At 64.3% G+C, this 20244-nt stretch carries 17 protein-coding genes; 10 read left to right on the forward strand and 7 right to left on the reverse strand.

The annotated features are described in order from the left end of the window. Positions 1–163: 163 nt before the first annotated feature. From IM733_RS00750 to IM733_RS00765, 4 genes are read left to right on the forward strand one after another with little or no spacing between them, the layout of a single operon-like run. A complete protein-coding gene (locus IM733_RS00750) occupies positions 164–898 on the forward strand; it encodes a molecular chaperone (RefSeq protein WP_248919119.1) in 735 nt (244 codons plus the stop codon). Beyond that, on the forward strand, positions 895–2085 hold the full coding sequence (locus tag IM733_RS00755) for a hypothetical protein (protein WP_248919120.1): 1191 nt from the start codon (positions 895–897) through the stop codon (positions 2083–2085). Before IM733_RS00750 ends, IM733_RS00755 begins: the two co-directional genes overlap by 4 nt. A 30-nt stretch (positions 2086–2115) precedes the next feature. Beyond that, a complete protein-coding gene (locus IM733_RS00760; RefSeq protein ID WP_248919121.1) occupies positions 2116–2742 on the forward strand; it encodes a response regulator transcription factor in 627 nt (208 codons plus the stop codon). Positions 2743–2755: 13 nt separating this feature from the next. After that, positions 2756–5956 (forward strand): ATP-binding protein, encoded by a 3201-nt coding sequence (locus tag IM733_RS00765; RefSeq protein WP_432760385.1) that lies wholly within the window; start codon positions 2756–2758, stop codon positions 5954–5956. A gap of 30 nt (positions 5957–5986) precedes the next feature. Here IM733_RS00765 and IM733_RS00770 read toward each other — a convergent pair whose 3' ends face one another. Further along, complete coding sequence (locus tag IM733_RS00770; RefSeq protein ID WP_009682861.1) at positions 5987–6139, reverse strand: DUF3309 family protein; 153 nt, start codon at positions 6137–6139, stop codon at positions 5987–5989. Positions 6140–6355: 216 nt separating this feature from the next. On the opposite strand from IM733_RS00770, the gene IM733_RS00775 reads away from it, so the two are divergent. After that, positions 6356–7171 carry an SDR family oxidoreductase gene (locus IM733_RS00775; protein ID WP_248919122.1) on the forward strand — a complete coding sequence of 272 codons (816 nt, stop codon included), beginning with the start codon at positions 6356–6358 and terminating at the stop codon, positions 7169–7171. Positions 7172–7296: 125 nt separating this feature from the next. Then, on the forward strand, positions 7297–7482 hold the full coding sequence (gene csrA, locus IM733_RS00780; RefSeq protein WP_248919123.1) for a carbon storage regulator CsrA: 186 nt from the start codon (positions 7297–7299) through the stop codon (positions 7480–7482). A 6-nt stretch (positions 7483–7488) separates the two neighbouring features. On the opposite strand, the gene IM733_RS00785 is transcribed toward csrA, so the two are convergent. From IM733_RS00785 to mnmC, 5 genes are all read right to left on the reverse strand, one after another. Then, positions 7489–7716 carry a YheU family protein gene (locus IM733_RS00785; RefSeq protein WP_248919124.1) on the reverse strand — a complete coding sequence of 76 codons (228 nt, stop codon included), beginning with the start codon at positions 7714–7716 and terminating at the stop codon, positions 7489–7491. 165 nt (positions 7717–7881) lie between these two features. Beyond that, positions 7882–9066: an osmoprotectant NAGGN system M42 family peptidase gene (locus tag IM733_RS00790; RefSeq protein ID WP_248919125.1), complete on the reverse strand. Its 1185-nt coding sequence runs from the start codon at positions 9064–9066 to the stop codon at positions 7882–7884. An 89-nt stretch (positions 9067–9155) separates the two neighbouring features. Further along, on the reverse strand, positions 9156–10901 hold the full coding sequence (ngg, locus tag IM733_RS00795; protein WP_248919126.1) for an N-acetylglutaminylglutamine synthetase: 1746 nt from the start codon (positions 10899–10901) through the stop codon (positions 9156–9158). Positions 10902–10904: 3 nt separating this feature from the next. Continuing rightward, positions 10905–12692: an N-acetylglutaminylglutamine amidotransferase gene (locus tag IM733_RS00800; protein ID WP_248919127.1), complete on the reverse strand. Its 1788-nt coding sequence runs from the start codon at positions 12690–12692 to the stop codon at positions 10905–10907. Between the two features lie 262 nt (positions 12693–12954). Further along, complete coding sequence (mnmC, locus tag IM733_RS00805) at positions 12955–14919, reverse strand: bifunctional tRNA (5-methylaminomethyl-2-thiouridine)(34)-methyltransferase MnmD/FAD-dependent 5-carboxymethylaminomethyl-2-thiouridine(34) oxidoreductase MnmC (RefSeq protein WP_248919128.1); 1965 nt, start codon at positions 14917–14919, stop codon at positions 12955–12957. Between the two features lie 132 nt (positions 14920–15051). Here mnmC and pap point away from each other — a divergent pair, with 132 nt between their 5' ends. Together pap and IM733_RS00815 are read left to right on the forward strand one after the other, a co-directional pair. Next, positions 15052–16542 carry a polyphosphate:AMP phosphotransferase gene (pap, locus tag IM733_RS00810; protein WP_248919129.1) on the forward strand — a complete coding sequence of 497 codons (1491 nt, stop codon included), beginning with the start codon at positions 15052–15054 and terminating at the stop codon, positions 16540–16542. A gap of 203 nt (positions 16543–16745) precedes the next feature. After that, positions 16746–17702: a DMT family transporter gene (locus tag IM733_RS00815; protein ID WP_248919130.1), complete on the forward strand. Its 957-nt coding sequence runs from the start codon at positions 16746–16748 to the stop codon at positions 17700–17702. A gap of 72 nt (positions 17703–17774) precedes the next feature. Here the strand turns inward: IM733_RS00815 and IM733_RS00820 are convergent, their stop codons facing one another. Beyond that, complete coding sequence (locus IM733_RS00820) at positions 17775–19169, reverse strand: class II fumarate hydratase (RefSeq protein WP_248919131.1); 1395 nt, start codon at positions 19167–19169, stop codon at positions 17775–17777. 153 nt (positions 19170–19322) lie between these two features. On the opposite strand from IM733_RS00820, the gene IM733_RS00825 reads away from it, so the two are divergent. Both IM733_RS00825 and IM733_RS00830 read left to right on the forward strand, forming a co-directional pair. Beyond that, entirely contained in the window at positions 19323–19841 is a 519-nt protein-coding gene (locus IM733_RS00825; RefSeq protein WP_213660036.1) for a DUF2059 domain-containing protein, read from the forward strand. A 10-nt stretch (positions 19842–19851) separates the two neighbouring features. After that, positions 19852–20148, forward strand: coding sequence for a BolA family protein (locus IM733_RS00830; protein WP_248919132.1), 297 nt, complete (start codon positions 19852–19854; stop codon positions 20146–20148). Positions 20149–20244 lie beyond the last annotated feature (96 nt).

The raw sequence follows: 20244 nt of genomic DNA on the forward strand, positions 1-20244 counted from the left end.
TGACACGGACTTGCTCGGGCGGTAGCCCTGTCCAGTGCAAAGGTCTAATGCGATTTGAGAACTTTCTTAATGCCGTGTGGGAAGGATCCCACCGGGTCAGCCATGGCCTCAGGGCTACTCCCCATCAATACTTTCCCGTCAACCACGCACGGAGCTTCGCATCATGAAAATCTTCCGCCTGCTGGCCCCAGTGCTGCTGGCCCTGCCCCTGGCTGCCAGCGCCACCCCCGAACTGAATATCGGCGCGTTGTACGACTACCTCGATGGTGACAAAAGCACCTTGCTCAAGCGGGTGCGCAATAGCGGCGACACCACCGCATTCGTCAAGATCAGTGTCGCCGAACTGGTGTACGACGCAGCCGGTGTTGCCCGTGAAATCGACACCGATGGCCTACCCTTGGAACAGCGCGGCCTGGTCGCCAGCCCGGCGCGGCTGATCGTGCCGGCCCAGGGCATGCAGGCGGTGCGCTTGCTGTACCGTGGCGCGCGTGGGCAGGAACGCTACTTCCGCCTGCGCTTCGTGCCGGTACTGCCGGAGCAGGGCGATGGTTTCGCCGTGGATGAGCAAGAGGCTGAAAAGTACCGGGACAGCCTCAAGGCCGGGGTCAACCTGCTGGCTGGGTATGGTTCGTTGCTGTTTGTCAGGCCCGCCGAGACACATTTCCAGACTCCGGTACGGCGTGAAGGCGGGCGACTGATTGTCGCGAACCAGGGCAACGCCACGGTCGTGCTTGATCATTTCCGCCAGTGCCAGGTAGCGGGGCAAGACTGCGACTCGGCCACCAAGCATCACCTGTTGCCCGGCCGCAGTCGCCAGTTCGAGGGCCAGCCAGATGGGGTGCACCAGTTCCAACTGCATGAAGGGGGTGAGCTCACCGAGATGGTGGTGGAAGGATGAAGCTGTTTCAACCGAGGCGTGCAGCGACCGCCTGTTTGCTGATGCTCGCCTGTACTCATGCTTGGGGGCTGGAGTCCACTATTAGTGCAAGATACCGTGGCGAGGCTGCCGGCCACTTTCAGGACACCACCCCTCCTGCTGCATTTTGTGTGCGTTGGCCCGTCATGTGCCAAGGGGGAGGGGCGGCGGCGTTGCCGATTTCCTTTGTGAAGTCGTCCACCCGAGGCGCGAGCGATCCACGTGACCAGTTCTTCATCAAGCTTCCCGGACGCCGAGAGATCGATGTTTATCATCTCCAGACCGGTGAATCACACCGCCTGACGATCGAGTTCACTGCGGTGGGTCAGTCGGTCTACGAACGGACGCTGAACTACAACCCGGTTTTCAACGCATCCCTTCAAGGAGGCTGCAGTACGAATCAGGCCTGGGGCTACCCCAGCCAACCCAGCTATGCGATGTACCTATGGAACATTCGCAATCCCCAGTCACCAGCAGCCTGCAACTCTACCAGTTGGCGAGCTCCGGCAGGTTACGTGGCCACCGGCGAGGTGAAGGAAATGGGTGTGCGGTACAACCTCCAGATGCCTGCACCCTATCGCATGAAACCGGGTATCTATACAGGAAGTTCGGCTTTTAGCGTAGGGCCGGGGGGCGATTTCGATTTTGGCAACGGTGTGACCGAGCTGAACGGCAACAGCTTGACAATCAACTTCGAGCTGGATGTCGAGCATGCGTTTTTCTTCGACTTCGCTCCAGGTTCCGAGCGCGCTGTCCTTGAACCTCGCGAGGGGTGGCAGGCATGGATGGGCGGTGGGCGCGCGCCGCAAAGGCTCTACCGCGATCTACCGTTCCGGATTTGGTCCACAGGTCCGTTCAAGGCTTACAAGTTATGCCAGCACTACATGGATCAGAAATGCGGTATTCGCAATACCCAAGGAGATCTGGTTCCAGTCGACGTTGCCTTGTCCCTGCCTGCGGGCATTCAGCATGGCAATCAGCCTGTGCAGCGTCTCACTTTGCCGAGTGGGCGTGGAGCGCCCTTGCAGTTCGAGTCGGCGATGCCAACGCTGAATCGACCAGGACAGCTGCACTTCGAAGTGGATCGCGCTGGAGTGCAGGCCATGCTCCAGCATCCCGGCAGCACTTACACCGGCCAGGTCACCGTGGTCTTCGACGCCGAGCTGTAGCCGGCTGATATGGTGCACGAGGAAAACGCCATGCACAGAGTCCTGGTGGTCGACGACCATCCCTTCATCCGCAGTACTGTCTGCATGCTGCTGCGCCAGCAACATATGGAGATTGTCGGCCAGGCCGACAACGGCATCGATGCGGTGCGTTTGGTGCGTGAGCAGGCGCCGGACCTGGTGATTCTCGATATCGCCATGCCCGGCCTGGACGGGTTGGAGGTCATCGCCCGAATCAAAGCGTTGAGGAAGTCGACGCGCATCGTGGTGCTGACGTCGCAACTGGCCGAAACCTACTCGTTGCGATGCATGCAGGCTGGGGCCATGGGGTTCTTGTCCAAGACCGATGACCTGGAAGAACTCGGCAAGGCGGTGCGCGCGGTGCTGTCGGGCTACACCTATTTTCCCGAGGTAGCGCTCAGTTCGGTCAACCGCCAGGACCTGCAAGCCAGCGAGGTGCAGTGCATCGCCAGCCTGACTGATCGCGAGCTGATGGTCCTGCAACACCTGGCGCGAGGCTTGAGCAACAAAGCCATCGGCGAAACGATGCTGTTGAGCAACAAGACCATCAGCACCTACAAGATCCGCCTGCTGGAAAAGCTGCGACTCAGTTCGTTGATCGACCTGGCGGATTTCGCCCGTCGCAACGCGCTCATCTGAGCGCTGTCGCCCCGTGTTCCTGCGTGCCTTGTTGTTAGGGATACTGGGTTGCCTGGCATGCCTGCCAATCTCTGCCGCTGTGCAGTTGCATGCGCGCCCGGTGCCGCAGGTGCAGCGCCTGACCCTGGACAACGCCGAGCTGCGTTGGCTGTGGGAGCATCGCCAACTGCGCCTCGGCGTGATTGCACGGGACAACCCGCCGTTCGACATCCTCACCACGGGGCAGGCCTACGAGGGCATGACCGCCGACTACGCCGGGCTGCTGGCCAGCCAGCTACGGCTCGAGGTGCGCCTGATGTTGTTCGCATCGTTCGCCGAGGCGGCGACAGCCCTGCGCCAAGGCAGTATCGATCTGCTCGGTTCGGTCAGCCCACAGCAGGCGCTCGAGGCCGGGTTGCGTCTGTCATTGCCATATGCCCAGGATTCCCCTTTGTTGATCGCCCCGCAGCAGAACGCGCGTGAGCGGATCCGCAGTGGCACCGGTTTCAGGTTGGCCATGGTCGATGGGTATCGTCCGCGTCGGCAGGTCCAGGCGTTGTATCCCATGGCCGAAATCCAGCTTCATCCTTCGCCCTTGAGCGCCCTGGCGGCGCTGGCGCTGGGTGACGCCGACCTTTATCTGGGGAGTGCGCTGGGTAGCCGATATCTGCTGGGCCGCAACCAGTGGAGCGGTGCCGAGGAAATTGGCCATGCGGCCCTGGCGCGGCAAGCTGTCGGTTTTGCCATGGTCCCTGACAACAGGCCTTTGATCGACCTGGTCGATCAGGTGCTGGAAGGCCTTGGGGATCAACAGGCGGATATTCATGAACGCTGGCATACACGGCCTACCGCCGCGCGCAGGCCATCAAGCATTCCGCTGAGCGATGCCGAACGACACTGGGTGGCGGAAAACCCTCGTGTCAGTGTGCTGGTGGACGAACAGGCGATGCCCTTGAGTTATCGGGATGGCAAGGGGAAGCTCCAGGGGCTGAGTCTCGATCTGTTGCAATTGATCGGTCGGCGAACCGGCCTGGATTTCCAGATCGAGTCGGGCGGCAATGTGGCGCAGATGGTCGAGCAGGTGCGCCTGGGAAAGGCACAACTGATTGCCGGCTTGCCCTACAGCCCGGCGCGTGGGGAGCTCCTGCGATTCACTCGTGGTTACCTGAGCTCGGCACATGTGCTGATAACACTGGAACAGGCCAATCGACCGGCTGACCTGGCGCGGCTGGATGGGCAACGGCTGGCACTGGTCGAGGGTAGCGTGGCGCAGGATCTGCTGGCCCAGGCATACCCGGGTGTCTTGCAAGCGCCGGTCGGCAATGCGCTGGAGGCGGTGCATGCAGTAGCCGCCGGGAGGGCCGCGGCCGCCGTGCTGCCACTCGACCAGGCCCGCTTGCTGGTTGCACGGTGGTACCCAGGGCGGCTGCGGATCAGCAGCCTGGCCTTGCCCGTGGCGCATTTTGCGTTTGCCAGCGGCCAGGGGGCGGTCCACCTCCAGGGCATCCTCGACAAGGCGTTGCTCGACCTGGCCCCACGGGAAACCGATGCGTTGGTGCGGCGTTGGCGTGGTCCGCTGATCATTGCCGCCAGCGGCTTGCAGCGTTACCGAACCCACCTGCTGGTGGGGTTTCTCGGCGCCTTCGTCACTTTGGTCATCGCACTGTTGTGGATCCGCTACCTGCGTCGTCTGCAGGTGCAATTGCGCCGTGCCAAGCAGGGGGCCGAAGCGGCCAATCAGGCCAAGACGCATTTCCTGGCCGCCATGAGCCATGAAATCCGCACGCCGTTGCACGCCCTGCTGGGCATGCTGGAGTTGGCCCAACGCAAGGCAGGTCAAGGTGAGCTGGATCACTTGGCGCTCGACGTGGCCGCCGATGCCGCCCGGGGGTTGCAGGAGCTGATCGGCGATATCCTCGACGTAACCCGTATCGAGGCGGGCCAATTGCAGTTGACGCCGATGGTGGTATGCCTGCGTGAGCAGGTGGCGCAGGTTATCCAGTTGTTCGAGCACCAGGCGCGTGGCAAGGGGTTACGGCTCGGTCTTACTGTCCAGGGCGAGGTGGACCAGCCAGTCCTGCTCGACCCGGTGCGCTTCAGGCAAGTGTTGGCCAATCTGCTGAGCAATGCGATCAAGTTCACGCCCCAGGGGCAGGTGCATGTGGGCTTGCGCGCCCGGATCAATGGCGATCGCCTGGTGGTGCGCCTGGCCGTCGAGGACACGGGTATCGGTATTGCCAAGGCAGAGCTGGCGCAGTTGGGCCAGCCATTTCGTCAGGCCAGCAACCAGCGCCAGTCGCCACGCAGCAGCACAGGCCTGGGCCTGGGCATTTGCCGAAGCTTGTGCCAGTTGATGGGGGGGCGCTTGCAGTTGAGTAGCGAGCTGGGCAAGGGAACCCGGGCGGAAATCCGTCTTGAGCTGGCACTGCAGGTACTGGACCTTTGCGTACCCCTCTTGTCGCCGCGCAGCGATGTTCAACCCAGCGAAGTGCGATTGCGCGTGCTGGTGGTTGATGATTACCCGGCCAATCGCTTGCTGCTGGCTCAGCAACTCGATTATCTCGGGCATCATGCCCGGGTCGCGGAGGACGGGGCGCAAGCGTTGCGGTTGTGGCTGAAAGGGCATTTCGATGTGGTGATCAGCGACTGCAGCATGCCAGGGTTGGACGGTTATGGCCTGGCCAGGGCGATCCGTATCCATGAGCGGCGCAGTGGCAGGGCGGTATGTCGGATCGTGGGCCTTACTGCCAGCGCGCTGGCAGACGAACGGCGTCGTTGCCGTGCGGCCGGCATGGATGATTGCCTGTTCAAGCCGCTCGGGCTGGAGGCACTGGTAGGCGTGTTGGCCAGCAGTTCGAAAAGCCAGGATAACCTTCCCCCAGCTGCAGCGGCGCGTGAAGCCCCATTCGATATCGAGCATTTGCGTCGTCTGGTGGGCAACGATCAATGTGCGTTGAATGCACTGCTGGCCGATTTGCGCCGGGGCAACCATGAAGATATCGCCCGCCTGGAACGCTCAGGCGAAGACCCTGAGGCATTGGCGTCGTTGGCGCATCGGGTCAAAGGTGGCGCCCGCATCCTGCGAGCTGTCGGCCTGCTCACGGCGTGCGAGCGACTGGAGGCCAGTTGCGCCAGCGAAGCGCTGCATGGCGAGCGACTGCGGCGCGATGCCCAGGCCCTGCATGCCGTGATGCAGGACCTGGAGCGCTACCTGGGTGACTGCAGTCAGGGCTGAACATCAGCCAACGTCCAACTCCGCAGACGTTCAGATTCTACCCAGCAACAAGAGGACCAACAGGACCACCAGCACCACGCCGACGATGCCGGACGGGCCGTAGCCCCATGAGCGCGAGTGAGGGAAGACCGGCAAGCCACCGATCAGCAGCAGGATCAGGATGATGATGAGGATCGTGGTCATGGTGGAGTCCTTGCGTGGTTGAGGGTCAAGGGCCTCGGAATACTGGGCGCTTACTGTGTGCGACTACCGCAGGTGGGCAAAGATTCAATCGGATCGTGACCACGGGCCAGCGATGCCCCCGATATCCCCTTATTCAGCAGCCTGATGCCGCACCGCGGCCCCATGAGTTGTGGCTAGACTCCAGCCCATTCCCTCCGATCAGGATCAGGCTTCCCCATGCACAACCGAATGATGATTACCGGCGCCGGATCCGGTCTCGGCCGCGAGATTGCATTGCGCTGGGCCCGTGATGGCTGGCGCCTGGCCCTGGCCGATGTCAACGAAGCAGGGTTGCACGAGACGCTGGAGCAGGTGTGCGAGGCGGGTGGCGACGGCTTTATCCAACGCTGCGACGTGCGCGACTACAGCCAGCTCACGGCCCTGGCCCAGGCATGTGAGGCGAAGTTCGGCGGCATCGACGTGATCGTCAACAATGCGGGAGTCGCCTCGGGCGGTTTCTTCGCCGAGTTGTCGCTGGAGGACTGGGACTGGCAGATCGCGGTCAACCTGATGGGAGTGGTCAAAGGCTGCAAGGCCTTCCTGCCGCTGCTCGAGCGCAGCAAGGGGCGGATCATCAACATCGCCTCCATGGCCGCGCTGATGCAAGGGCCTGGCATGAGCAACTACAACGTGGCCAAGGCCGGCGTGCTGGCGCTGTCGGAAAGCTTGCTGGTGGAACTGCGCCAGGTCGAGGTGGCGGTGCATGTGGTCTGCCCGTCGTTCTTCCAGACCAACCTGCTCGACTCGTTCCGCGGGCCGGACCCGGCAATGAAGGCACAGGTCGGCAAGTTGCTGGAAGGCTCGCCCATCAATGCCAGCGACATTGCCGAGCACATTCATGGGCGGGTGGCCGCGGGCGAGTTCCTGATCCTGCCCCATGAGGCTGGGCGCCAGGCCTGGCAGCTCAAGTGTCAGGCACCGCAGCGTCTGTATGACGAAATGGCGGACATGGCCGTGAAGATGCGGGCGAAGGCCCGCAGAGTTGGCCATTGAATGGCGTTTTTTGTAGGATCTTTTACTGGTATGCGTGGGATCGGTCTATTTGTTTGGCGAACGATTGTGTAGGCAAAAGCCCTAAGTGCAGTCTCCGACTTTCCCTATAGCTGGAGGATCGGAGCATGCTGGTAATCGGACGCGAGATCGGCGAGGTGATCGTCATCGCCGATGACATCAAGATTCAGGTCATGGCGGTGGAAAACGGCCAGGTACGCTTCGGCATCCAGGCCCCTCGTGATGTTGAAGTGCACCGGGTCGAGGTGTACAAGCGGATCAAGGCGTTGGCCCAGGAGAAGCAGCGAGCCTGACGGGCGTCAGTCCAACAGTTCGCGCGGTACGTCATGCCTTGCCAGTAGCTGGCATTGCTGGCTTTCCACGTCGAACAGGATGAACGCCTGGCCCTTGGCCAGCGCCTGGCGCACGCGCAGCACGCGGGTTTCCAGGGGCGTGTCGTCGCCGTTATCGGTACCGTCGCGGGTGACGAAGTCCTCGATCAGGCGGGTCAGGGTTTCGGCTTCGAGTTGGTCGTAGGGGATCAGCATGGTCTGGGCAGCAGTGGTGGGCGTGGGCGCATGCTACGTGAAATTTGCGGACATGCGCAGTCACGCATTGATCCAGCACGACCGCTGTAGGCGCGCCTTCAGCCGCGATCAGCCGCGAACCGCGTCGCTTGCATCGCGGCTGAAGCCGCTCCTACAGAGATCGTGTCAACCCTTGTTACCCACCAGGCTGTCCACCGCCGGTACCCGTGTCTCGCTCTCCATCTGTGCGTCGTGCTCCAGCTGGTGGCTGAAGCGCTCCAGTGAGGCATTGGCCGGCTGCGAGTCGCTGGCGAACACCGGCGGGCTGAGCAGGTAGCCCGAGAGCAGGCGGCTGAGCGCGGCCAGGCTGTCGATGTGGGTGCGTTCGTAACCGTGGGTGGCGTCGCAACCGAAGGCCACCAGGGCAGTGCGGATATCGTGTCCAGCGGTCACCGCCGAATGGGCGTCGCTGAAGTAGTAGCGGAACAGGTCGCGGCGCACGGGCAGGCCCTGATCGCCGGCAAGCTTCAGCAAGTGGCGTGACAAGTGGTAGTCGTAGGGACCCGACGAATCCTGCATGGCCACGCTCACCGCATGTTCGCTGGAGGCTTGCCCCGGCGCCACCGGGGCGATGTCGATACCGACGAACTCGCTGACATCCCAGGGCAGGGCGGCTGCGGCACCGGAGCCGGTTTCCTCGGTGATGGTGAACAGCGGGTGGCAGTCGATCAGTGGCTGACGCCCACTTTCCATCACGGCCTTGAGCGCGGCCAGCAGGGCCGCCACGCCAGCCTTGTCGTCCAGGTGGCGGGCGCTGATATGGCCGCTTTCGGTGAATTCCGGCAGTGGGTCGAACGCCACGCAGTCACCGATGGCGATACCCAGCGCCTCGCAATCGGCGCGGGTGGCGCAGTAGGCGTCCAGGCGCACTTCCACATGGTTCCAACTGATCGGCATCTGGTCGATGGCGGTATTGAACGCGTGCCCACTGGCCATCAATGGCAGCACGCTGCCGCGAAACACGCCGGTATCGGTGAACACGCTGACCCGGCTGCCTTCGGCGAAGCGGCTCGACCAGCAGCCAACCGGGGCCAAGGCCAGGCGACCGTTGTCCTGCAACTGGCGCACGCTGGCGCCGATGGTGTCCAGGTGCGCGGACACAGCGCGGTCGGGCGAGCTCTGGCGGCCCTTGAGGGTGGCGCGGATGGTGCCGCGGCGGGTCAGTTCGTAGGGGATGCCGAGCTCGTCCAGGCGTTCGGCCACATAGCGCACGATGGTGTCGGTGAAACCGGTGGGGCTGGGGATGGCGAGCATCTCCAGCAGGACCTTCTTGAGGTAGTCGAGGTCGGGTTCGGGGGGGCATGAAGGCATGGGGCACTCCTTGGGCTTGGTGTCGTGTCTGCTGGCCCGTTCGCCGGCAAGGCCGGCTCCTGCAGGTGCGGCGCCGATGGCGAGGCGGTTCACACCAATGGCCGGCTATGGGGGAACAGCAGGTCGACGAATCGTTCGGCGGTAGGCTGTGGTTCATGATTGGCCAACCCTGCGCGCTCGTTGGCTTCGATGATCACGTAGTCCGGGTGCTCGGCATCGCGGACCATGAAATCCAGCCCAACGACGGGTATTTCCAGTGCGCGGGCGGCGCGCACGGCGGCATCGGCCAGCACGGGGTGCAGGCGCGCGGTGACGTCCTCCAGCGTGCCGCCGGTGTGCAGGTTGGCGGTGCGGCGCACGGCCAGGCGCTGACCGGCCGGCAGCACATGGTGGAAGCCCAGGCCCGCGGCCTTGAGTGTGCGCTCGGTCTCGTCGTCCAGGGGGATGCGGCTTTCGCCGCCCGTGGCGGCCTGGCGCCTGCGGCTCTGGGCGTCGATCAGCGCGCGGAGGTTGTGCCTGCCGTCGCCAGTCACCTGCGCCGGATGGCGGATGGCAGCGGCCACTACTTCGTAGCCAATCACCAGGATGCGCAAGTCACTGCCTGGGTGAAAACTCTCCAGCAACACGCGGCTGTCGAAGCGCCGGGCCTGCTCGATGGCCTGGTCGAGTTCGTCGATCTGGCTCAGGTTCACCGCTACACCCTGGCCTTGTTCGCCGTCCACCGGCTTGACCACCACCGCGCCATGCGCGTCGAGGAACGCCTGGTTGTCGTCGGCGGCGCCTGCCAGTTGCTGCGCCGGTACTTGCAGACCGGCAGCGTGCAGCACCTTGCGGGTCAGGCACTTGTCCTGGCAGAGGGTCATGGTCACGGCGCTGGTCAGGTCGCTGAGCGACTCACGGCAACGAATGCGTCGCCCGCCAAGGCTCAGGGTGAACAAGCCGCTGGCGGCATCGTCCACTTGCACTTCGATGCCGCGACGCAGGGCCTCGTCGACGATGATGCGGGCATAAGGGTTGAGCCCGGCTTCCGGCCCCGGGCCCAGGAACAATGGCTGGTTGATGCCGTTCTTGCGCTTGATCGCGAAGGTCGGCAGGTTGCGAAAACCGAGCTTGTGGTACAGGCGCTTGGCCTGGCGATTGTCGTGCAGCACCGAGAGGTCGAGGTAAGCCAGGCCCCGGCTCAGGTAGTGTTCGACCAGGTGGCGGACCAGTACCTCGCCGACACCCGGGCGCGTGCACTGTGGGTCGACGGCCAGGCACCAGAGGCTGCAGCCATGTTCGGGGTCGTCGAAGGCCTTGTGGTGGTCCAGGCCCATGACACTGCCGATCACCGCGTTGCTGTCTTCATCCTCGGCCAACCAGTACACCGGGCCACCGAGGTGGCGTGGGGTGAGCAACCGCGCATCGACCGGCAGCATGCCGCGGGCCTGGTACAGCGTATTGATCGCCTGCCAGTCCGCGGCGCTTTGCGCGCGGCGAATGCGAAAGCCGCGGAACACCCGTTGCGCCGGGCGGTAGTCGGTGAACCACAGGCGCAGGGTATCGGACGGGTCGAGGAACAGTTGTTGCGGCGCCTGGGCCAGTACCTGCTGAGGGGCGGCCACGTACAGTGCAATGTCACGTTCACCGGTCTGTTCTTCCAGCAGGGCCTCGGCAAGGCTGACCGGGTCAGGGTAGGTGTGCCCGATCAGCAGCCGCCCCCAGCCACAGTGCACGGCGCGAGGCTGGTCGTGGGGTTGGTTGCCGTCACCGGCCAGGCGCGCCTGCAGGCGTTCGTAGGATGGCGCCTGGCCGCGCAGCAGGCGTTGCCCGTAGGCGATTTCATGCGCTTTCATCGATCAGATTCCTTGCTCGCTGAGCCACAGGTTCAGGGCCGCCAGCTGCCATAGTTTGGAGCCGCGCAGCGGGGTGAGCTGGCCGTGCGGGTTGCTCAGCAGACGATCAAGCATTGCCGGGTTGAACAGGCCGCGGTCCTGGCTGGGGTCGGTCAGCAGCTCGCGGACCCAATCCAGGGTCGCACCCTGCAGGTGCTTCAAGCCGGGCACCGGAAAATAGCCTTTCTTGCGATCGATCACCTCATGGGGGATGACCCGCCGCGCTGCCTGCTTGAGCACCTGCTTGCCGCCATCGGGCAACTTGAAGCGCGCTGGGACGCGCGCCGACAGCTCCACCAGGCGATAGTCCAGGAACGGCGTGCGCGCCTCCAGGCCCCAGGCCATGGTCATGTTGTCCACGCGCTTGACCGGGTCGTCCACCAGCATCACCGTGCTGTCCAGGCGCAGGGCCTTGTCCACCGCGTCGGGGGCACCCGGGCGGGCGAAGTGTTCGCGTACGAAGTCACCTGCGGCATCGCTCTCCAGCAGCCAAGGCGCTTGCACGGTCTCGCGGTATTCGTCGTGGCTACGGTCGAAGAAGGCGGCGCGGTAGGCGCCGAATGCGTCTTCGGCGCCGTCGACCTGCGGGTACCAGTGATAGCCCGCGAACAGTTCGTCGGCGCCCTGGCCGCTCTGCACGCCCTTGCAGTGCTTCGCCACTTCCCGCGAGAGCAGGTAGAAGGCGATGCAGTCATGGCTGACCATCGGTTCGCTCATGGCGCGAAACGCAGCCGGCAATTGCTCGATGATCTCGCGCTCGTCGATGCGCAGCTGATGATGGCGGGTGCCGTAGTGGCGGGCGATCAGGTCGGAATACTGGAACTCGTCGCCGCGTTCGCCACCGGCATCCTCGAAGCCGATGGAGAAGGTCGACAGGTCATCGACCCCGGCTTCGCGCAGCAGGCCGACCAGCAGGCTGGAGTCGACGCCACCAGATAGCAGCACGCCGACATCCACCGCCGCACGTTGGCGGATCGCCACGGCGTCGCGGGTGGTGTCGAGCACCCGGGTGGTCCAGCCTTCGAGGTCGAGTTCGCGCTCATCCGGGTTAGGGCCGTAGTGCAATTGCCACCAGGCTTGGCGTTCGACTTCACCATGGTGGTCGATACGCATCCAGGTGCCGGGTTCGAGCTTCTGCACATTGGCCAGCAGGGTGCGTGGCGCAGGGACCACGGCGTGGAAGTTGAGGTAGTGGTTGAGCGCCACCGGGTCGATCATCGGGTCGATATCACCGCCCTTGAGCAGCGCCGGCAGCGTCGAGGCAAAGCGCAGGCGTTCACCGCTGCGCGACAGGTACAGCGGCTTCACGCCGAGGCGGTCACGGGCCAGGAACAGGCGCTGGTTGTCGCGCTCCCAGATGGCCAGGGCGAACATGCCGTTGAGCTTGGGCAGCAGCGCCGCGCCCCAGGCGTGGTAGCCCTTGAGCAGTACTTCGGTGTCGCCGTCCGAGTGGAAGTGATAGCCCAGGTCCTGAAGCTCCTGGCGCAGTTCGGGATAGTTGTAGATGGCGCCGTTGAAGGCCAGTGACAGGCCCAGGGTGTTGTCGACCATGGGCTGGGCCGAGGCGTCGGACAGGTCCATGATCTTCAGGCGGCGGTGGCCGAGGGCGATCGGGCCCTGGCTATGGAAGCCCCAGGCGTCGGGGCCGCGTGGGGCCAGGTGGTGGGTGATGCGCTCCACCGCGGCGAGGTCCGCCGGGCGTGGGGCTTGGTCGAGGGGGGTGAAACGTAACTCTCCTGCTAATCCGCACATAAGTCCTTACCGGTTTTGCCGTTGGGGAGGTGTGCCCTTTACGCTGGGCACCTAGTGAAGGACATGGTTGAGTTGCGAGAGTTTTATATCGATCTGTTATATAGGGTGATGGCAGTTTGCTCGAGTGGTACGCGAGTGCCCTCTGTAGGAGCTTTAGCCGCGATGGGGGCATCACCGTGCCTGGCACCCGCTTCGCGGGTGATCGCGGCTGAAGCCGCTCCTACAGAGGTCGTATCGGATCGCCCAACCGGCGAACAATCCGTTACTTGCCGCGAATCAGGCGGCGCAAGGCAAAGCGGTTAGGATGGCACGCCTCGGCAATGGCCCTGGGGACCGGCAACGGTTCGCCGCAGACCCACGCCGCGACCAGCTCACCCGACAACGGCGCCGTGATCAGTCCGCGCGAGCCGTGCCCGCTGTTCACATACAACCCATCCAGCCACGGGCAGGCGATATCCGGCACCTGGCGGGCATCCTTGGCCAGCATGGAATAGGTTGCGTTGAACGCCTCGACATCAGCGACCGGCCCGACAATGGGCAGGTAGTCGGGGCTGGTGCAGCGAAACGCCGCGCGCCCTTCGAGCCGTTCCACATCAAGCTCGGTGACACCGAGACGTGTGGCCAGGTCGGTAGAGATGTCCTCCAGCAACCCCAGGTTGCCTTGGTGCTCCGTCGTGGTTGGCGTCAGGTCCTCGTTATGGAAGTCGAAACTGGCCCCGAGCGTATGTTCGTCGCCACGCGGCGGCGCGACATAGCCATCGGCGCAGACCACCGTGCGCAGCGCGCGGCTGGCCTCGGTGGCCGGCAGGCGCGTGATCTGCCCGCGAATACGCTTGAGCGGCAGCTCGGCGCAGGCTGGGAAGCGGCGTACGTCGGCGGCACCGGCCAGCACCACCAGCGGCGCACTGGCCAGCAGACGCTCACCATCCCATGCCTGCCACAGGTCGTCGGCCTTGCGCAGCTCGATCACCTCATGGTGGTTGAGCAAGCGGATATTCGGATGCCGCAGCTGCGCTCGGCACAAGGCCGGCGGATGCACCCAGCCGCCTTCGGGATAGAACAGGCCGCCACTGGCCAGGGTGATGCCGGCCACCGCCTCGGCCTGGTCGCGCTCGAGCCGCTGCAGCAGGCCTTCGTCGAACGCTGTGGCCAGCTTGGCCTGGCGTGCGGCTTCCTGGTCGTCGAAGGCCAGTTGCAGCACGCCGCAGGCATCCCAGTCCTGGCCGCGCTGCAGGCGTTCAAGCCAGCGGCGGGTGTAGCCAAAGCCCGAGAGGATCATCTGTGACAGGGCGGTGCCATGGGCGGACAGCTTGAGGTACAGCACGCCTTGCGGGTTGCCCGAGGCCTCCTGGGCCGGGCCATCATGGCGCTCCAGCACGCTGACCTGCCAGCCCCGGGCGGCCAGGCTGCTGGCCGTGGCGCTGCCGGCCAGGCCGGCGCCGATCACCAGCGCTTGGCGTGGGCCTGGAAGGCTGGACGGGCGGGCGTACCAAGGGGCGCTGGGGGCTGGCGCGGCGCCGCTGTACACGCCGTGCATCACTTCCCACTTCTTGCCGATGCCCGGCACTTTCTTCATGGCGAAGCCGGCCTCGATCAGCGAACGGCGTACCCAGCCGGTGGTGGTGAAGGTACCGAGTGTGGTGCCCTGGCGCGACAGGCGAGCCAGTTGATTGAACAGTTCGGGGGTCCACATGTCGGGGTTCTTCGCCGGGGCGAAGCCGTCGAGGAACCAGGCGTCGATGCAGGCGTCGAGTTGGGGCAACTGCTCCAGCGCATCGCCGATCATGAGGGTCAGGGTGACCCGGCCGCCGTCGAGGCTGAACTGCTGGAAGCCTGGGTGGATCGCTACGTACTGCGCGAGCAGCGGCTGGGTGAAGGCTGCCAGGTCCGGCCACAGCTGCATGGCACGAGCAAGGTCGTCGCGGCTGAGCGGGTACTTCTCTACGCTGACGAAATGCAGGCGCGCCCCGGCGGGGGCCTGCTCGGTGAACAGTTGCCAGGCGCAGAAGAAGTTCATGCCGGTGCCAAAGCCCGTCTCGCCGATCACCAGGCAGTCGTGCGGCGTCAGTTCGGCGAAACGCTGGCGCAGGTGGTTCTGCTCGATGAATACGTGCAGGGTTTCGTCGATGCCTTCGTTGATGGCGAAGTAGACATCGTCGTACTGCCGAGAGTGGGGGCGGCCCTGGTCGTCCCAGTCGATCTGGGCATGTTGAAGAACGGTGGACATGGTTGGCTCGGTTGCAGCGGATGGGCGGATTTTATGTCATCCGTGGGATTTGCGCAGGTTGTGCTGGCGCAAGGGGCGGTACAGGCGAAGCACAATTCCGCTAGTCTTGCTCATCCAATGAGGGAGCCATCCATGTTCGAATCCGCGGAAATCGGTCACAGCATCGACAAGGAAACGTATGAAGCAGAAGTCCCCGCCCTGCGCGAGGCACTGCTCGAGGCCCAGTACGAACTCAAGCAGCAGTCGCGGTTTCCGGTGATCGTGCTGATCAACGGCATCGAGGGCGCTGGCAAGGGCGAGACGGTCAAGTTGCTCAACGAATGGATGGACCCACGGCTGATCGAAGTACGCACCTTCGACCAGCAGACCGATGAAGAGCTGGCGCGCCCGCCGGCCTGGCGCTACTGGCGGGCGCTGCCACCGAAGGGGCGCATGGGCGTGTTCTTCGGCAACTGGTATAGCCAGATGCTCGAAGGCCGCGTGCACAGGCAGTTCAAGGATGCCGTGCTCGACCAGGCCATCGCCGGCGCCGAGCGCCTGGAGCAGATGCTCTGCGACGAAGGGGCGCTGATCATCAAGTTCTGGTTCCACCTGTCGAAGAAGCAGATGAAGGCGCGGCTCAAGGCGCTCAAGGAAGACCCGCTGCACAACTGGCGCATCAGCCCGCTGGACTGGCAGCAATCGGAAACCTACGACCGTTTCGTGCGCTTCGGCGAGCGTGTGCTGCGTCGTACCAGCCGCGATTACGCGCCTTGGCACGTGATCGAGGGCGTCGATCCGTATTACCGCAGCCTCGCGGTGGGGCGCATTCTGCTGGAGAGCCTGCAGGCGGCGCTGGACAACAAGCCACTCAAGCACCAGGGCAATGTGACACCGCTGGGGCGCAGCATTGACCAGAAGAGCCTGCTGGGCGCGCTTGACCTGAGCAAGCGCCTGGACAAACGCGATTACGATGAGCAACTGGTCACCGAGCAGGCGCGCCTGGCGGGGCTTCTGCGTAACAAGCACATGCGCCGGCATGCGCTGGTGGCGGTTTTCGAAGGTAATGACGCTGCCGGCAAGGGCGGGGCCATTCGCCGCGTGGCGGCGGCGCTGGACCCGCGCCAGTACCGCATCGTGCCGATTGCCGCGCCCACCGAGGAAGAGCGTGCCCAGCCGTACCTCTGGCGGTTCTGGCGGCACATTCCGGCGCGCGGCAAATTCACTGTCTTCGACCGCTCCTGGTATGGCCGGGTGCTGGTGGAGCGGGTCGAGGGCTTCTGCAGCCCGGCTGACTGGATGCGCGCCTACGGCGAGATCAACGATTTCGAGGAGCAGTTGCGCAATGCCGGCGTGGTGCTGGTCAAGTTCTGGCTGGCCATCGACCAGCAGACCCAGCTCGAGCGGTTCGAGGAGCGCGAGCAGATCCCGTTCAAGCGCTACAAGATTACCGAGGAGGACTGGCGCAACCGTGACAAGTGGGATGTCTACGCGGAGGCGGTGGGCGACATGGTCGACCGCACCAGCACCGAGATCGCGCCGTGGACCCTGGTGGAGGCCAACGACAAGCGCTGGGCGCGGGTGAAGGTGCTGCGCACGATCAATGACGCCCTGGAGGCGGCGCTCGCCAAGGACAAGAATTGATCCGTGCCGCCTTCTGCTCGGGTAAACCCGCCCCCACAGGTTTGCGACAATCCCTGTGGAGGCGGGTTTACCCGCGAAGAGGCCGACATGCGTGTATCGGGCATGCCCTGAAGGAATGACCTGATGAAATCTTTTCCCGCCACTTTCCCCCCGCCAAGCCTTTAGACTGCACTTCCCCCGCTACCGGCCAGACCGAGGACACCATGCACATCTCTTCCGGACGCTGGGTCCATGGCCTGTCGCTGGCCCTGTTGACCGCCTTTCTCTGGGGCATCCTGCCGATCAAGCTCAAGCAGGTGCTGCAGGTGATCGACCCGGTAACGGTCACTTGGTACCGCCTGAGCGTCTCGGGTGGCCTGCTGTTCGCCTGGCTGGCGGCCAATCGACGGCTACCGTCGTTCAGGTACCTGGGCCTCAAGGGCAAAGGGCTGGTGGCGGTCGCGGTGGGTGGCCTGGTGGGCAACTATGTGCTGTACCTGGTCGGGCTCAACCTGCTCAGCCCCGGCACGGCGCAACTGGTGGTGCAGCTCGGGCCGGTGCTGTTGCTGGTGGCCAGCGTGTTCGTGTTCAAGGAGCGTTTCAGCCTCGGGCAAGGCCTGGGGTTGCTGGTGTTGCTGGCAGGCTTCGGGTTGTTCTTCAACCAGCGCCTGGAGGAGCTGTTCACATCGCTCGGCACCTACACCACCGGTGTGCTGACCATCATCCTCGCCACCAGCATCTGGGTGTTCTACGCCTTGAGCCAGAAGCAATTGTTGACGGTATGGAACTCGCAGCAGGTGATGATGGTGATCTACCTGTGCTGCGCGCTGCTGCTCACGCCCTGGGTGCATCCACTGGTGGCGCTGCAACTGAGCCCGGTACAGGGCTGGCTGTTGCTGGCCTGCTGCCTCAACACCCTGGTGGCCTATGGTGCGTTCGCCGAGGCGTTGGCGCATTGGGAAGCCTCACGCGTGAGCGCCACGCTGGCGCTGACGCCGCTGGTGACCTTTGTTGCCGTGGCATTGGCGGCCTGGGTGTGGCCGGAGCATGTGCATGCCGAGGATATCAATGGCCTGGGGTATGTGGGTGCGGTGACGGTGGTGCTGGGTTCGGCGCTGGTGGCATTGGGGCCATCGCTGGTGGCGGGGTGGAAGGCGAGGAGGGCAGAAGTGTTGCGCTGATCGGTTCGCCGGCAAGCCGGCCCCTACGGATGCGATCCCCTGCAGGGGCCGGCTTGACGGCGAATGTACAGATCAGCCCTTGCCTCCCGGCGCCAGCATGTTCTCCGGCCGCACCCACTGCTCGAACTGCTCGTTGGTCAGGTACTTCAGCTCCAGCGCCGCCTCCCGCAGGGTCTTGCCCTCGCTGTAGGCTTTCTTGGCGATTTCCGCCGCCTTGTCGTAACCAATGTGCGGGTTCAGCGCCGTCACCAGCATCAGCCCGCGCTCCAAGTGCGCCGCCATCTGCCCGGCATCCGGCTCGATCCCGGCCACGCAATGCTGCTGGAAGTTGCTGCTGCCATCGGCCAATAGTTCGATCGATTGCAGCAGGTTGTGGATGATCACCGGCTTGAACACGTTCAACTGCAAGTGCCCCTGGCTGGCGGCGAAACCGATCGCCACATCATTGCCCAGCACCTGGCAGGCCAGCATCGACAGCGCCTCGCACTGGGTCGGGTTGACCTTGCCGGGCATGATGGAACTGCCGGGCTCGTTGGCCGGTAGACGGACCTCGGCAAGCCCTGCGCGCGGCCCGGAGCCCAACAGGCGCAAGTCGTTGGCGATTTTCATCAATGCCACGGCGAGGGTTTTCAGTGCGCCGGCCAGGCTGGTCAACGGCTCGTGGCCGGCGAGGGCGGCGAATTTGTTCGGCGCAGTCACGAACGGCAGGCCGGACAGGGCGGCCAGTTCGGCGGCGATGGCTTCGGCGAAACCGTGCGGGGCATTGAGCCCGGTACCGACGGCGGTGCCGCCCTGGGCCAGCTCGCAGACCGCTGGCAATGTCGCGCGGATGGCGCGCTGGGCGTAGTCGAGCTGGGCGACGAACGCCGAGACTTCCTGGCCGAAGGTGATGGGTGTGGCGTCCATCATGTGCGTGCGGCCGGTTTTCACCAGTTTTTCGTGGCGCTCCGACAGCTCCGCCAACCCTGAGGTGAGTTCGCTGATTGCGGGCAACAGCTTCGCGTGTACCGCCTGGGCCGCGGCAATATGCATGGCGGTGGGGAAGCAGTCGTTGGAGCTCTGCGAGCGGTTGACGTGGTCGTTGGGGTGGACCGGTACCTTGCCGCCTCGGCCTTTGCCGGCCAGTTCATTGGCGCGCCCGGCGATCACTTCGTTGACGTTCATGTTGCTCTGGGTGCCGCTGCCGGTCTGCCAGACCACCAGCGGGAACTGGTCGTCGTGTTCGCCATCCAGCACTTCATCGGCAGCCTGTTCGATCAGCCGGGCGATGTCAGCGGGCAGGTCGCCGTTGCGATCGTTGACCCGCGCCGCCGCTTTCTTGATCAACGCCAGGGCATGCAGCACCGCGAGCGGCATGCGCTCCTTGCCGATGGCGAAGTTGATCAGCGAACGTTGGGTCTGCGCACCCCAGTAGGCGTCCTCCGGAACTTCGACCGGGCCCAGGCTGTCTGTCTCGATACGGCTCATGCTGCGCTCACTCCTTTGTAGTCCGAAATCGCAGTTTAGGCCCTGATTCGACAGCGCGGTTCCATCGCTCGTCGTGCCACTTGAGCACTTCGCCACCACGGCGCAGAATGCTCTACTCTGAGGTACTCGCCTCTCTTTCTTGAAGGAAATGCAATGACCCGTCTTCGTGTCCTCTGTGCCGCCGTTGCCCTGGTCTGCGCCAGCGGCCAGGTACTCGCTGCAACCCCCAGCCACAATGCCGCCGCCGAGAAATTCCTGACCCTCGCCAATGCCGACAAGCTGGGCACCCCGGTGTACATGCAGGTCCAGCAGATGTTCGCCCAGCGTTTCGAGCAAACCAAGGCGCCAGCCTCCAAGAAGTCCGTCCTCGACAGCTACCAGGCCAAGGCCAACGCCGCCCTGGACAACGCCATTGGCTGGAAGAAGCTCAAGCCGAAGATGGTCGACCTGTACACCGCCACCTTCACCGAAGGCGAGCTGAACGACCTGGTCAAGTTCTACGAGTCGCCGCTGGGCAAGAAAGTCCTGCGCGAAATGCCTAAAGTCACCCAGCAATCGGCGCAACTGACCCAGCAAAGCCTGGAACCGGCCGTGCCGGTGGTGAACAAGCTGCTCGACGACATGACCAAGGAACTCGACCCTAACGCCGGCAAGGCGCCAGCGAAGAAGTGAGCCTGACGCGATGAGCATGCAGCAACGCATCGAACAGCAACTGGCGCCGCTGGCCACGCAACACCTTGAAGTGCACAACGAAAGCCACATGCACAGCCGCGGCCAGGAAACACACTACAAGGCGGTGCTGGTCAGCGAGCAGTTCGCCGGCCTGAACAGCGTCAAGCGCCACCAGAAGGTCTACGCCACCATGGGTGAGCTGATGGGCGAGATCCACGCCCTGGCCATTCATACCTACACGCCCGAAGAGTGGGCGGCGGTCGGCGTGGCGCCGGCCTCGCCGGTGTGCGCCGGCGGCGGGCACTGAATCCTCTCCGTCCTTCTGGTACAATCCGCGTCATTCCCATGGGGGCCGCCGCGCGGTCCATCGCCGGCAAGCCAGCTTCTACACGACCTGTAGGAG

The sequence above is a fragment of the Pseudomonas entomophila genome (genome assembly GCF_023277925.1).
In the GTDB taxonomy this organism is placed as follows: Bacteria; Pseudomonadota; Gammaproteobacteria; order Pseudomonadales; family Pseudomonadaceae; genus Aquipseudomonas; species Aquipseudomonas entomophila_D.